The organism is Burkholderia sp. IDO3, from assembly GCF_003366075.1.
Taxonomy (GTDB): Bacteria; Pseudomonadota; Gammaproteobacteria; order Burkholderiales; family Burkholderiaceae; genus Burkholderia; species Burkholderia anthina.
Genome location: NZ_CP028963.1, coordinates 983,730 through 995,912 on the forward strand (window position 1 = coordinate 983,730; position 12,183 = coordinate 995,912).

At 66.9% G+C, this 12,183-nt stretch carries 14 protein-coding genes; 2 read left to right on the plus strand and 12 right to left on the minus strand.

Translation table 11 applies throughout. The features are described from left to right. Positions 1-29 precede the first annotated feature (29 nt). Complete coding sequence (locus DCN14_RS19045; RefSeq protein ID WP_096503565.1) at positions 30-1,157, plus strand: lytic transglycosylase domain-containing protein; 1,128 nt, start codon at positions 30-32, stop codon at positions 1,155-1,157. 101 nt (positions 1,158-1,258) lie between these two features. Here DCN14_RS19045 and DCN14_RS19050 read toward each other — a convergent pair whose 3' ends face one another. The 9 genes from DCN14_RS19050 to DCN14_RS19090 all read right to left on the minus strand — a co-directional run bounded on the left by DCN14_RS19050 (position 1,259) and on the right by DCN14_RS19090 (position 9,394). Then, complete coding sequence (locus DCN14_RS19050; protein WP_096503567.1) at positions 1,259-2,455, minus strand: pyridoxal phosphate-dependent aminotransferase; 1,197 nt, start codon at positions 2,453-2,455, stop codon at positions 1,259-1,261. 69 nt (positions 2,456-2,524) lie between these two features. Continuing rightward, positions 2,525-2,962: a transcription antitermination factor NusB gene (nusB, locus tag DCN14_RS19055; RefSeq protein WP_014897817.1), complete on the minus strand. Its 438-nt coding sequence runs from the start codon at positions 2,960-2,962 to the stop codon at positions 2,525-2,527. Continuing rightward, positions 2,959-3,480 carry a 6,7-dimethyl-8-ribityllumazine synthase gene (gene ribH / locus DCN14_RS19060; protein WP_096503569.1) on the minus strand — a complete coding sequence of 174 codons (522 nt, stop codon included), beginning with the start codon at positions 3,478-3,480 and terminating at the stop codon, positions 2,959-2,961. Before ribH ends, nusB begins: the two co-directional genes overlap by 4 nt. A 53-nt stretch (positions 3,481-3,533) precedes the next feature. Continuing rightward, on the minus strand, positions 3,534-4,676 hold the full coding sequence (gene ribBA, locus DCN14_RS19065; RefSeq protein WP_096503571.1) for a bifunctional 3,4-dihydroxy-2-butanone-4-phosphate synthase/GTP cyclohydrolase II: 1,143 nt from the start codon (positions 4,674-4,676) through the stop codon (positions 3,534-3,536). Positions 4,677-4,866: 190 nt separating this feature from the next. Next, positions 4,867-5,385, minus strand: a complete 519-nt coding sequence (locus tag DCN14_RS19070) for a DUF1993 domain-containing protein (protein ID WP_096503573.1) — start codon at positions 5,383-5,385, stop codon at positions 4,867-4,869. A 329-nt stretch (positions 5,386-5,714) separates the two neighbouring features. Beyond that, positions 5,715-6,344 carry a riboflavin synthase gene (locus DCN14_RS19075; protein WP_096503575.1) on the minus strand — a complete coding sequence of 210 codons (630 nt, stop codon included), beginning with the start codon at positions 6,342-6,344 and terminating at the stop codon, positions 5,715-5,717. A gap of 14 nt (positions 6,345-6,358) precedes the next feature. Then, positions 6,359-7,480 carry a bifunctional diaminohydroxyphosphoribosylaminopyrimidine deaminase/5-amino-6-(5-phosphoribosylamino)uracil reductase RibD gene (ribD, locus tag DCN14_RS19080; RefSeq protein WP_096503577.1) on the minus strand — a complete coding sequence of 374 codons (1,122 nt, stop codon included), beginning with the start codon at positions 7,478-7,480 and terminating at the stop codon, positions 6,359-6,361. Positions 7,481-7,495: 15 nt separating this feature from the next. Continuing rightward, positions 7,496-8,779, minus strand: a complete 1,284-nt coding sequence (gene hemL / locus DCN14_RS19085) for a glutamate-1-semialdehyde 2,1-aminomutase (RefSeq protein ID WP_096503579.1) — start codon at positions 8,777-8,779, stop codon at positions 7,496-7,498. A gap of 162 nt (positions 8,780-8,941) precedes the next feature. Continuing rightward, complete coding sequence (locus DCN14_RS19090; RefSeq protein ID WP_096503581.1) at positions 8,942-9,394, minus strand: hypothetical protein; 453 nt, start codon at positions 9,392-9,394, stop codon at positions 8,942-8,944. 236 nt (positions 9,395-9,630) lie between these two features. On the opposite strand from DCN14_RS19090, the gene DCN14_RS19100 reads away from it, so the two are divergent. Then, positions 9,631-10,848 (plus strand): Bcr/CflA family multidrug efflux MFS transporter, encoded by a 1,218-nt coding sequence (locus tag DCN14_RS19100; protein WP_096503583.1) that lies wholly within the window; start codon positions 9,631-9,633, stop codon positions 10,846-10,848. Between the two features lie 12 nt (positions 10,849-10,860). Here the strand turns inward: DCN14_RS19100 and DCN14_RS19105 are convergent, their stop codons facing one another. The 3 genes from DCN14_RS19105 to DCN14_RS19115 form a co-directional block, all read right to left on the minus strand. Further along, positions 10,861-11,322: a type VI secretion system amidase immunity protein Tai4 gene (locus DCN14_RS19105; RefSeq protein ID WP_096503585.1), complete on the minus strand. Its 462-nt coding sequence runs from the start codon at positions 11,320-11,322 to the stop codon at positions 10,861-10,863. 73 nt (positions 11,323-11,395) lie between these two features. Next, the gene (locus DCN14_RS19110) at positions 11,396-11,752 is read right to left on the minus strand and encodes a DUF1493 family protein (protein ID WP_096503587.1); all 357 of its coding nucleotides are present in this window, start codon (positions 11,750-11,752) and stop codon (positions 11,396-11,398) included. Continuing rightward, on the minus strand, positions 11,752-12,183 hold the full coding sequence (locus DCN14_RS19115; RefSeq protein ID WP_096503589.1) for an STM2901 family protein: 432 nt from the start codon (positions 12,181-12,183) through the stop codon (positions 11,752-11,754). The genes DCN14_RS19110 and DCN14_RS19115 overlap by 1 nt, the downstream gene beginning before the upstream one ends.

Consider the following 12,183-nt stretch of genomic DNA (forward strand, 5'->3'; position numbering starts at 1 on the left):
ACGAGTCATGTTCATGGGAGATGATCTGAATGAACGCTTGGTTATCGTGGCGTCCCAGTGAGCAGCATGCGCAGTTCGTGCGCGGTGTGCTGCGTCGCGGGACGCGTGTCAGTCACCATCTATTCAGCGTCGTCGGCTGTTGCGCTGTCGCGGTTGCGCTTGCCCTGTGGCTGCTGCCGACCGTGCGCGGTTCGCTCGCGGCGAAGCTGATGCCGGTCGTGTCCGCGGCCGTGCAGGCCGGTCCGGCCCGTCTGCTGACCGGCCATCCGCTGCCGAACTTCGCGCCCGCCGGCGCGCAGCCGCAGCAGGACGATCCGCCCGAAACGGATGCGCTCGCAGTCGGCCTCGACGTCGCACCGGAACCCGCCGCGCAGAACGATGCGTCCGATCCGGCCCGCAACGGCCCGTCGCCCGTCGCACTCGCGAAGCTGATTCCGGCCCAGCGGGTGCCGGTCGATGCGCGCGACGATCGCGCGCTCGCGTCGAACCGCCAACAGGCGCTCGTCGCGACCTACCTGTCGCGCCGGTATCGCGTTGCTCAGGAGCCGCTCGGCCAGCTCGTCAAGGCCGCGTTCCAGACCGGTCACGACGTCGGCCTCGATCCGCTGCTGCTGCTGTCCGTGATGGCGATCGAATCGGGTTTCAACCCGTACGCGGAAAGCGGCGTCGGCGCACAAGGCCTGATGCAGGTGATGTCGAAGGTCCATTCCGACAAGTTCGAATATTTCGGCGGTACCGATACCGCCCTGCAGCCGCTCGCGAATCTGCAGGTCGGCGCGCTCGTGCTGAAGGACTGCATCGCACGCGGCGGCTCGCTGGCGACCGGCCTGCGTCTGTACAACGGTTCGACGAACCCGGACGACACCGCATACGGCTCGAAGGTCATGGCCGAACGCGGTCGCCTGCGCGACGTTGCCCACGGCCGCAGCGTGCCGATCAATGCGCCGCAGGCGCCGGCTCAGCCGTCGAAGCCGATCGTGACCGCGGCCGTGACGGTAGCGGCAGGCGGCGCGAAGCGCGTGCATGCGACGCTCGACGCCGCACAGCCGCTCGCCGCGAAGGGCACCGCTGCCTCGAAGGGCGCGCCGCAGCAGGACGACGCGAGCGTCGACACCGTGAAGCAGGCGCACGACGACCATTCGGAGCTGGGCGCGTAACGTCAGGCAGCTCCAGCTGGACGACTCAAGGAAAAAGGCACCCGATTCGGGGTGCCTTTCTTTTTTGCGCGTGCCGGCCGAGACGGGCCCCGGGCCCTGCGTCAGCGCTGACCGAACAGCGTTGCGAGCCGCTCGACGGCCTCTTCGAGGCGCGAGTATGCGGTCGCATAGGACAGCCGGATATAGTCGCGCGGCGCATGCACACCGAAATCCATGCCAGGCACCAGCACGACGCCCGCGTCGTGCAGCATCGCCTGCGTGAGCGCCGCGCTGTCGCCGGCCGCCGGGTGGGCGACGCCGCCGCAGTTCGCATATACGTAGAACGCACCGTCCGGCATCACGGGTACCGTGAAGCCGAGCCGCTCCAGCGCCGGTGCGATGAAGTCGCGGCGACGCTTGAATTCGAGCCGGCGCGCCTCGTAGATCTCAAGCGTCGACGGCTCGAAGCAGGCGAGCGCCGCGTGCTGTGCGAGTGCGGAAGGGCAGATGAACAGGTTCTGCGACAGCTTTTCGAAGGTGCCGACGAGCGCCGGCGGCACGACCAGCCAGCCGAGCCGCCAGCCGGTCATGCTGAAGTATTTAGAGAAGCTGTTCACGGTGACGACGTCGTCGCCGTACGACAGCGCCGACACGGGCGCCGCGTCGTAGCTGAGCCCCTGATAGATCTCGTCGACGATCGTGAAGCCGCCGCGTGCGCGCACGGCTTCGACGATCCGCTTCAGCTCGTCCGGTTCGAGCGACGTGCCGGTCGGGTTCGACGGCGACGCGAGCAGCACGCCGCGCGTGCGGCTGCCCCAGCGCGTGCGGACGTCGTCCGCGGTGAGCTGGAAGCGCGCTTCCGGGCCGCTCGGCACGAGCACCGGACGGCCTTCGGCTGCCGCGACGAAGTGCCGGTTGCACGGATACGACGGATCGGGCATCAGCACCTCGTCGTCGCGGCCGACGAGCGCGAGGCATGCGAGCAGCAGCGCGGCCGACGCGCCGGCCGTCACGACGATCCGTTCGGGGCTGATCTTGAGGCCGTAGGCGCGCGCATAGTGCGCGGCGATCGCTTCGCGCAGCGGCGCGATGCCGAGCGCGCTCGTGTACTGCGTGACGCCGCGGCGCAGCGCGGCCGCGGCTGCCTCGACGACGGGTTCCGGCGCGGTGAAGTCCGGCTCGCCGATACCCATGTGGATAACATCGCGCCCGGAGGACTCGAGCTGCTGTGCCTCCTTCATCAGTTCCATCACGTAGAAGGGCTGGATCGCGTCGACGCGTGCGGCGAGCGTGATGAGCGAATCGGCGGTGGTATTCATGGGGCGGGCGGAGCGGAGAGCGGAGGGAGAACGAAAAACGGGCGCTTGCGCGCCCGTCCAACTACGGAATCAGCCGTTGCGGCGTGCCTGCGTTTCAGCAGGGCGCAGCTTCGCGGCGAGCTTGTCGAGCACGCCGTTGACGTACTTGTAGCCGTCGGAGCCGCCGAACGTCTTCGCGAGTTCGACTGCTTCGTTGATGATCACGCGGTACGGCGTTTCGACATGGTGCGTGAGCTCGAACGTCGCGATCAGCAGCACGGCGCGTTCGACCGGCGACAGCTGGTCGACCGGACGGTCGAGCGACGGCGTGAGGGCTTCGACGAGCGTTGCATGCTCGCGAATCACGCCGTGCAGGATCGCGTCGAGCAGCTCCTTGTCGGCCTTGTCGTAACCGAGCGCGCCGCGCAGTTGCGCGTCGATCTCGCCGGAGGACGCGTTCGACAGCAGCCACTGATACAGGCCCTGCGTCGCCAGCTCGCGCGATTGTCGGCGGGCGCTCTTCTTCATGCGCGCTCCTCTTCGTCGTCTTCGTCTTCTTCTTCGTCCTCATCCTCGTCGTCGCCGAGCTGGTCGAGGGCCATCGTCAGGTTGGCCATCTCGACGGCGACGCGTGCGGCGTCACGACCCTTTTCGGTCATGCGCGCGACGGCCTGCTCGTCGTTTTCGGTTGTCAGGACCGCGTTTGCGATCGGCAGGTTGAAGTCGAGGCCGATGCGGGTGATGCCCGCGCCGCTTTCGTTCGACACGAGTTCGAAGTGGTACGTCTCGCCGCGGATCACCGCGCCGAGCGCGATCAGTGCGTCGAACTGGCCGCTTTCGGCGAGCTTTTGCAGCGCGAGCGGGATTTCCAGCGCGCCGGGCACCGACACGAGCAGCACGTCTTCACCGGAGACGCCGAGGCGTTCGAGTTCTTCGACGCATGCATCGGCGAGGCCGTTGCAGACGGGTTCGTTGAAGCGGGATTGCACGATGCCGATACGCAGGCCGTCGCCTTCGAGATTCGGTTGGTATTGTCCGATTTCCATGATCTGGTCCGTGGTGTGGATGAACGGTTATAGGGCGAAAGCGCCGTGGCGGGTTACGCGTTGGACGCCGGGCAGGACTTGGCTTCGCCGCCGGGCATCGGAATGAAGCCCGTGACTTCGAGGCCGTAGCCGGACATGCTGCCCAGCTTGCGCGGATTCGACAGCACCTGCATCTTGCCGACGCCGACATCGCGCAGGATCTGCGCGCCGATGCCGAACGTCTTGAAATCCACCGGCCGGCGCTTGAGCGCGGCGGCCTTCTCTTCCTCGTCGAACGCCTTGAAAACGTCGATCAGGTGTTCCTTCGTGTCGCCGCAGTTGAGCAGCACGATCACGCCGAGGTCGCGCTGCGCGATGTCGCGCATCGCGGCGTCGAGCGTCCACGAGTGGGTCGAGATGCTCGTCTCGAGCAGATCGAGCACCGACAGCGGCTCGTGCACGCGCACCGGCGTGTCGACGTCCGGCGACGGCGTGCCGCGCACCAGCGCGATATGCGGCGAGCCGCTCGGCTGGTCGCGATACAGCACCGTGCGGAACGTGCCGTGCGCGGTCTGCATCGTGCGCTCGGCGATTCGCTCGATGATCGATTCGGTGCGGCTGCGGTACTGGATCAGGTCGGCGATCGTGCCGATCTTCAGATCGTGCTCCTTCGCGAACTCGAGCAGGTCGGGCAGGCGCGCCATCGTGCCGTCGTCCTTGATGACCTCGCAGATCACCGCGGCCGGCGTGAGGCCGGCGAGCGCGGTGAAGTCGCAGCCGGCCTCGGTGTGGCCGGCGCGCACGAGCACGCCGCCCGGCTGCGCCATGATCGGGAACACGTGGCCTGGCTGCACGATGTGCTCGGGGCGCACGTCGTGCGCGACCGCCGTGGCGATCGTGTGTGCGCGGTCGGCGGCCGAGATGCCGGTCGTCACGCCTTCGGCCGCTTCGATGCTGACCGTGAAGGCGGTGCCGTACTGGGTGCCGTTGCGATAGGTCATCAGCGGCAGGTGCAGCTGCTTGCAGCGTTCCTGCGTCAACGTCAGACAAATCAGGCCGCGGCCGTACTTGGCCATGAAGTTGATCGCTTCCGGCGTGACGAATTCGGCGGCGATCACGAGATCGCCTTCGTTTTCGCGGTCTTCTTCGTCGACCAGGATCACCATCCGGCCGGCTTTCAACTCCGCGATGATGTCGAGCGTGGAGGCGAGCGTCATAAGGGGGCGAGAAAGAGGAAAGTGCGTATTTTACGCCAGCCGGACCGCGTTTCGGCTGGCACCGGCTGTGCGCGGCCGGCGAGCGCGCCGCAAAGCGGTGCAACCGGCTTCCGGCACGGGGCCGTTCATGCTGTCGCGGCCCGCCCGCGCAAGCGGGCGGCCGCGAGCCGGGCCGGGCCCGGGCGGGGCGTCACGCGTGCTCGTTGCGGCCGCCGAGATAGTCCAGCTTGCCGAGTTCGACGCCGCTGTGGCGCAGGATGTCGTACGCGGTCGTCACGTGGAAGAAGAAGTTGGGCAGCACGAAGTTCAGCAGGTACGACTGGCCGGTGAATTCGATCGGGCCGACGCGCATCTTGAGCACGATCTGGCGCGTTTCGCTGCCGTCGATCTGCTCGGCGTCGAACCCTTTCAGATAGTCGATCGTTTTCTGGATGCGCGCGTGCAGCTCGTCGAAGCTCTGCTCGACGTCCGGGTAGCTCGGGATATCGGTGCCGGCGAGCCGCGCGGCGCAGCCCTTGGCCGTGTCGGTCGCGATGTAGACCTGGCGGACGAGCGGCAGCATGTCCGGATAGAGGCGTGCGCCGATGAACACCGACGGGTCGATCTGCTTCTCGGCCGCATGCGCCTGCGCCTTGCCGAGGATGTGCTGCAGGTTGGTGAGGCCGCGGATCAGGACGGGCAGCGAAGCCTGGTACATCGAGATGGACATGGGGACGACTCCTTGAGGAAGAGGGGCAGCCGGTGCGCGGCGCGCCGTGTGTCGCGGCGCCGAAACCGCTGCCGTTGCATCTTAGCGCGACGCGATGACCCGTGCGCGTCGTTGGCCGTTCGGCCAGGTGTCGGGACGGACCGGGGCACGGGCGTCGAGCGATCGGCCCGTCGCGAGGCAGGGAAGCGCGGGCGGAATCAGGGTAGCCGGGCGGGCCGGACGCAGACGGCCGGCGAATGGCCCGGCACGAGGCGGCTTCCGCTCGTCCTCCGGGCAACGTCGGGCTGAACCGCCCGCCGCCGTTCTGTTTGCCGGCGGGAACCGGTCAGTCAGTCCTGGTGCACGCCCTGCGACGCCGACATCATCCGCTCCACATACCGCGCGATCATGTCGACTTCGAGATTGACCTTGTCGCCGGCCTTCACGTGCCGCAGCGTCGTGACTTCGACCGTATGCGGAATCAGGTTGATCGAGAACTCGCAGCCGTCCGCGCGATCGTCGACCGTGTTGACGGTCAGGCTCACGCCGTTGACCGTGATCGAACCCTTGTACGCGAGATAGCGGCCAAGCTCGCGCGGCGCGACGATCCGCAGTTCGCGCGATTCGCCGACCGGCGCGAAGCGCGTCACGGTGCCGAGGCCGTCGACGTGGCCCGACACGATGTGGCCGCCGAGCCGGTCGTGCGCGCGCAGCGCCTTCTCGAGGTTCACGTCGCCCGGCTGCGCGAGGCCGACCGTGCGATTCAGGCTTTCGCGCGACACGTCGACGTCGAAGCCGGCTTCGGTCTTTTCGATCACCGTCATGCACGCGCCCTGGATCGCGATGCTGTCGCCGAGCGCGACATCGGCGAGGTCGAGGCCGCCTGCCTGCACGGTCAGGCGCACGCCCGCGTCGGCCGATGCGCCCAGTGGGTTGATCGATTCGATGCGGCCGACGGCCGCGACAATTCCCGTAAACATCGTGGCGATCCCGTTCAGTGAGTGGCGGGGGACGGCGCGATACGCGCCAGGATCCGCAGATCGTCGCCGATCCGCTCGACGCTGTGGAACGCGAGTCGCGTACGGGCGTCGAGGCTCGCCGGCGCGGCGAGGTCGAACATGCCGGTCGCGTCGCTGCCGAGCAGGCTCGGCGCGAGATAGACGAGCAGCTCGTCGACGCACTGTTCGCGCAGCAGCGAGCCGTTCAGCTTGTGGCCCGCCTCGACGTGCAGCTCGTTGACGCCGCGCGCGCCGAGCGCCGCCAGCATCGCGGGCAGGTCGACCTTGCCGTGCGCGTTCGCGAGCGGCACGATTTCCGCGCCGCGCGACTTCAGCACGTTCGCGCGGACTTCGCCGGCCGCATCGAGCCGGCCGCAGAAGATCAGCAGCGGCGCGCCTTCGAGCAGCCGGGCATCGAGCGGCAGGTCCAGGCGGCTGTCGACCAGCACGCGTTGCGGCTGGCGCGGCGTGTCGATGCCGCGCACGGTCAGGAGCGGGTTGTCCTCGCGCACGGTGCCGATACCGGTGAGGATCGCGCACGCGCGTGCACGCCACGCATGACCGTCGAGGCGCGCGGCCTCGCCGGTGATCCACTGGCTTTCGCCGGACGGCAGCGCGGTGCGCGCGTCGAGCGACGCGGCCGTCTTCATCCGTACCCATGGCCGGCCGCGCGTCATCCGCGCTACGAAACCGATGTTTAGTTCGCCCGCTTCGCTCGCAAGCAGCCCGCAGCGCACGTCGATGCCCGCATCGCGCAGCATGCCGAGGCCGCGTCCCGACACCTGCGGGTTCGGGTCTTCCATCGCCGCGACGACCTTCGCGACGCGCGCTTCGATCAGCGCGTTTGCGCACGGCGGCGTGCGGCCGAAGTGGCTGCACGGCTCGAGCGTCACGTACACGGTGGAGCCGGCGACGTCATGGCCGCGCGCACGCGCATCCTTCAGCGCCTGCACTTCCGCGTGGTCCTGGCCGGCCGGCTGCGTGAAGCCTTCGCCGATCACGTCGCCGTCCTTGACGATCACGCAGCCGACGCGCGGGTTCGGCGCCGTCGTGTACATGCCGCGCGCGGCGAGCGCGAGCGCCCGCTCCATGTGGGCGAAATCGGTATCCGAGAACATGCGTGCGGACCCGGGTCAGGCGGCGAGTGCCGCGAACGCGCGGCGCGCGGCCGCGAGCGTCGCGTCGATCACCGCGTCGTCGTGCGTGCTCGACACGAAGCCGGCCTCGTACGCGGACGGCGCGAAGTACACGCCTTCGTCGAGCATCAGGTGGAAGAAGCGGTTGAAGCGCTCGATGTCGCTCTTCGTGACTTCCGCGAAGCTGGTCGGCACGCGCTCGGCGAAGTACAGGCCGAACATCGCGCCGATCGAGTCGGCCGCGAACGGCACGCCGGCCGCGCGCGCTTCGGCCGCGAGGCCGTCGGCGAGGCGCTTCGTCTGTGCGGTGAGCGCGTCGTAGAAACCCGGTGCCTGGATCAGTTGCAGCGTTTTCAGGCCCGCGGCGACCGCGATCGGGTTGCCCGACAGCGTGCCGGCCTGGTACACGCCGCCGAGCGGCGCGAGGTGGGCCATGATGTCGCGGCGGCCGCCGAACGCGGCAGCCGGCATCCCGCCGCCGATCACCTTGCCGAGGCAGGTGAGGTCGGCCGTGATCCCGTAGTGCGCCTGCGCGCCGCCGAGCGCGACGCGGAAACCGCACATCACCTCGTCGAAGATCAGCACGGCGCCGTGCTTCGTGCACAGCGCGCGCAGCGCGTTCAGGAATTCCGGGGTGCCACGCACGAGGTTCATGTTGCCGGCGACCGGTTCGACGATCACCGCGGCGATCTCGTCGCCGAACGCGCCGAACGCTTCTTCCAGCGCGGCGACGTTGTTGTATTCGAGGACGGTCGTGTGCTTCGCGATGTCGGCGGGCACGCCGGCCGACGTCGGGTTGCCGAACGTCAGCAGGCCCGAGCCGGCCTTCACCAGCAGGCTGTCCGCGTGGCCGTGATAGCAGCCCTCGAACTTCACGATGCGGCTGCGGCCGGTGAAGCCGCGCGCGAGACGCAGCGCGCTCATCGTGGCTTCCGTGCCGCTCGACACCATCCGCACCTGTTCGATCGACGGCACGAGCTTGCAGATTTCCTCGGCGATCTCGATCTCGGCCTCGGTCGGCGCGCCGAACGAGAAGCCGTTGGCAAGCACGTTCTGCACGGCCGACAACACGTCCGGATGGACGTGGCCGACGATCATCGGGCCCCACGAGCCGATGTAGTCGATGTACTGCTTGCCGTCGGCATCCCAGAAATACGGGCCTTGCGCGCGCGACACGAAGCGCGGCGTGCCGCCGACCGAACGGAAGGCGCGCACCGGCGAGTTGACGCCGCCCGGAATGGTCTTCTGGGCGCGTTCGAAGAGGATCTGATTGTTGGACATGAGCGAAACCTGCGAGAGAAGGGCGCGGGGGCCTGTGCACGGGCCGCGGCGCCTGGGCGGAACGATCGTCCGATTGTACCGGAGACGCGCGCGGCGGGCCCGCGGCGGGGTCTGCGGCCTTTCGGCGCGTTGGGGAAATCGGGGGGTGTCGATCCGGCCCGTTTATCGTGGCGGCTTGCGCTTGCCGGTCAGCTCGGCCCAGCGCTTCTCGAGCGGGCCTTCGACCATCGGCTTGATCGACGTGCCGGAACTTTGCGCATCCCAGGTCTGCACCGAGTACGGATGCACGCGCAGCGCGTCGCGCGGAATCACGACGTCCTGATGGGCGTCGACCAGCCAGTCGTAGACGAAGTCGATGCATAGCCGGTAGCCGCGTTTGGTTGCCGGATCGGGCACTTCATAGGGCGCGCGCGTCACGTAGCCCGAACCGAACACGCCCTTCGGCTCCTTCGCGACGCGATGCAGGAACACGCGGTCGCCCGGCAGGATGCTGCGTGCGAAGCCGCAACCCCAGACGTCGTGCACGGCCTCGCCGGCCTTCACGCGCGCGGCGACGTCGGGCAGTTCGGGCCACGGCCATTTCTTGGGGCTCCAGATCAGCAGGAAAGCGGTCATCGGTTCGGTCGTGCGGTTGAATAGGTCAGACGAGAGCGCGGCAGAGTCGCAAGCTTAATCGAATCCGCCCGCGACCCGCATGCGCGGCGCTCGCCGGCCTTGCGCCGCAGGGCGGCCAGCGGCATGCGAGAAAGTTGCGCGTACAATCATGGGCCTGGGCGCGCCGCATGCGGCGCGGCCTCCCGTCTTCACCGCCCGCGTGCCCCGATGCGCGCGGGCTCCCAATACGGATACCCATGTCCCACGTCGTCCGGCGCCGGCCCGATGCCCGGCTGATCCTGTTGCTCGGCGCGCTCGCCGCCTGCGGGCCGATCGCTACCGACATGTACCTGCCGAGCCTGCCGTCGATCGCCGACGGTTTCTCCGTGAGCCCCGGCGCCGCACAGCGTACGCTGACGAGCTTCATGGCCGGCTTCTCGATCGGCATGCTGCTGTACGGCCCGCTGTCCGATACGTGGGGGCGCCGCCCGGTGCTGCTCGGCGGCATCGCGCTGTTTACGCTCGCCAGCATCGGCTGTTTCGTGTCGGGCTCGATCGACATGCTGATCTTCGTGCGCTTCCTGCAGGCGCTCGGCGCGGGCGCGGCGTCGGTGCTCGCCCGCGCGATCGCGCGCGACGCGCACGAGCCGACCGATGCGGCGAAGGTGCTGTCGATGGTCGCGATCGTCACCGCGGTCGGGCCGTTGCTCGCGCCGCTGATCGGCGGCCAGATCCTGCGCTTTGCCGGCTGGCGCGGCGTGTTCGTCGTGCTGGCCGTATTCGGCGCGCTGTGCGCGGCGACCGCGTACCTGCGCGTGCCCGAAACCTGGCCGAAGGAGCGTCGCAAGAGCGCGGCCGTGCTCGCGTCGTTCGCATCGTACGGGCGGATCCTGTCCGATCCGGTCGCATGGGGGCACATGCTGTGCGGTGGGATGGCGTTCGCGTCGATGTTCTCGTACATCACCGCGACGCCGTTCGTGTACATCGAGTATTTCCACGTATCGCCGCAGCACTACGGGCTGCTGTTCGGCCTGAACGTCGTCGGGATCATGATCGGCAACTTCGCGAACACGCGGCTCGTCGGCCGCATCGGCTCGCTGCGCATCATCGCGGCCGCGTCGCTCGTGAGCTGCATCGCGTCGCTCGCGGTCGCGCTCGTCGCGCTGACGGGGTGGGGCGGGCTGTGGTCGATCGTCGTATGCCTGTTCTTCGTCGTCGGCGTGGTCGGGATCCTGTCCGCGAACTGCACGACCGACCTGATGCACCGCTATCCGCACAACGCGGGCGCGTCGGCGGCCGTGTTCGGCGCGATGCAGCTCGCGCTCGGCGCGCTCGCGAGCGTCGCGATCGGCGTACTGGCCGACGGCACGCCGTTCGCGATGGGCGTGACGATCGGCATCGCGGGCGTGCTGTGCTTCGTCGGCCGCTATCTGGTGCTGCGCTGGCATGGGCGGCCCGTGCCGGCCGGGGCTTGATTCACGTCCGCATTATTTGGCGCGGTCTGACGAGCGATTGTCGAGTCGATAGCTACGCTTCGAGTTGATCACGAACCGCTTGACCTGGGCATCGAGTTCCTGGCTGTGGTACAGGTCCAGGCATTTCAAGAAATCAAACCTGACGCCTTTGATTTCGGATTCGACGATCGGATTGCGATAGTCGCGTGCAAGAAAACGATTGACCAGCGATTTGCCCGCGTCGGGGTTCCGTTCCAGATCGAAGTCGGTCCAGTCCATCAGTGCACTGGCGCTGCTTCCCGCGTCCATCGTCGCGGACGGTTCATTCCGATAAGCGGTCGCGATGCATTCGGCGAGCACCATGTCCTTGTAGTTCTGCGCGTAGGTTCGGGCGCCGGCTTGCGGCGACGACGTTGTATCTGTTGCATGGCCCGATTGCGCCGCTAACGTCAGTGCCCCCAGCATCGCATACCGGAGCAGCGGATTTTGTCTCATGGCAGACTCCAGCGGTGTGCACCGATCCAACACATCGCCTAAAAAACAAACCGGTCTATTTGGCGAGGTGCAATCAGCGCGGCAGACTTTCCAAGCGCTGATGGTTCCATTCTCCATCCAAAATAGCCTGATAGAGCATGCCTAGAGTCAGTGGTACTTTGTCATATTTTTCTCGGCGTTTTCTGGAGAAAGCCATCCGTGCCACTTCAATCAAGCTAAAGCCCTCTCCTGAGAAGTAGCGATTGAACTCAAAATCTCCAACTTGCACCGGAAATTTATCGAAGAAGCTCTCCATAAACTCGACCGCATCGTCGCCAGTGATATCCAAATCACCCTCGACGGCATGATCTTTTGTGAGAATTTTTTGGGGACTAACACCGGCCTCCCTTCTCACAAAATCCTCAAACTCGTTCCATGTAAACTGGCTCATCAGAACACCTTGTCCTCAGGCTTAACAAGCGCGTTATAGCGCGACACGGAACGAATGCTGATCATCGTGACATCGTTGGCAGCAATGACCCAGCCAACGACAGGAACCGCGCGCCCAACGAAAACCCCAATGTTTCTTACCAGAATGAACCTCAAGCGCTTAACGCTGGCGTTGGTCAGCGTCGGGAGGATCTTCTTCTTCAAATCGTAGTCCAGATACTTGCGACTCAATATCGACGCAACAGAAGTACCCGGCGTGGTACCAAAGGGCTTTGCTCGTGTTGGCAGCCAATTTTGACCGGCCACAATGGCAACCACTGCTGCTACATCGTCAACACCAAGCTCCTTGCATGTCTCGTCGATAAAGACAAGGAAAAACAGCTCCATCGGCGCGAGATTTCGATGTGTACCAAAGTCATAGGTGTTGTTCAT

Coding starts and splice junctions, on each gene's coding strand:
- DCN14_RS19110 (WP_096503587.1), bottom strand. CDS start 11,752: ATGAGCCAGTTTACATGGAACGAGTTTGAGGATTTTGTGAGAAGGGAG.
- DCN14_RS19050 (WP_096503567.1), bottom strand. CDS start 2,455: ATGAATACCACCGCCGATTCGCTCATCACGCTCGCCGCACGCGTCGAC.
- ribH (WP_096503569.1), bottom strand. CDS start 3,480: ATGGAAATCGGACAATACCAACCGAATCTCGAAGGCGACGGCCTGCGT.
- DCN14_RS19105 (WP_096503585.1), bottom strand. CDS start 11,322: ATGAGACAAAATCCGCTGCTCCGGTATGCGATGCTGGGGGCACTGACG.
- ribD (WP_096503577.1), bottom strand. CDS start 7,480: ATGTTCTCGGATACCGATTTCGCCCACATGGAGCGGGCGCTCGCGCTC.
- DCN14_RS19090 (WP_096503581.1), bottom strand. CDS start 9,394: ATGACCGCTTTCCTGCTGATCTGGAGCCCCAAGAAATGGCCGTGGCCC.
- hemL (WP_096503579.1), bottom strand. CDS start 8,779: ATGTCCAACAATCAGATCCTCTTCGAACGCGCCCAGAAGACCATTCCG.
- DCN14_RS19100 (WP_096503583.1), top strand. CDS start 9,631: ATGTCCCACGTCGTCCGGCGCCGGCCCGATGCCCGGCTGATCCTGTTG.
- DCN14_RS19075 (WP_096503575.1), bottom strand. CDS start 6,344: ATGTTTACGGGAATTGTCGCGGCCGTCGGCCGCATCGAATCGATCAAC.
- DCN14_RS19115 (WP_096503589.1), bottom strand. CDS start 12,183: ATGAACAACACCTATGACTTTGGTACACATCGAAATCTCGCGCCGATG.
- ribBA (WP_096503571.1), bottom strand. CDS start 4,676: ATGACGCTCGCCTCCACGCTCGACATCATCGCGGAGTTGAAAGCCGGC.
- DCN14_RS19045 (WP_096503565.1), top strand. CDS start 30: ATGAACGCTTGGTTATCGTGGCGTCCCAGTGAGCAGCATGCGCAGTTC.
- DCN14_RS19070 (WP_096503573.1), bottom strand. CDS start 5,385: ATGTCCATCTCGATGTACCAGGCTTCGCTGCCCGTCCTGATCCGCGGC.
- nusB (WP_014897817.1), bottom strand. CDS start 2,962: ATGAAGAAGAGCGCCCGCCGACAATCGCGCGAGCTGGCGACGCAGGGC.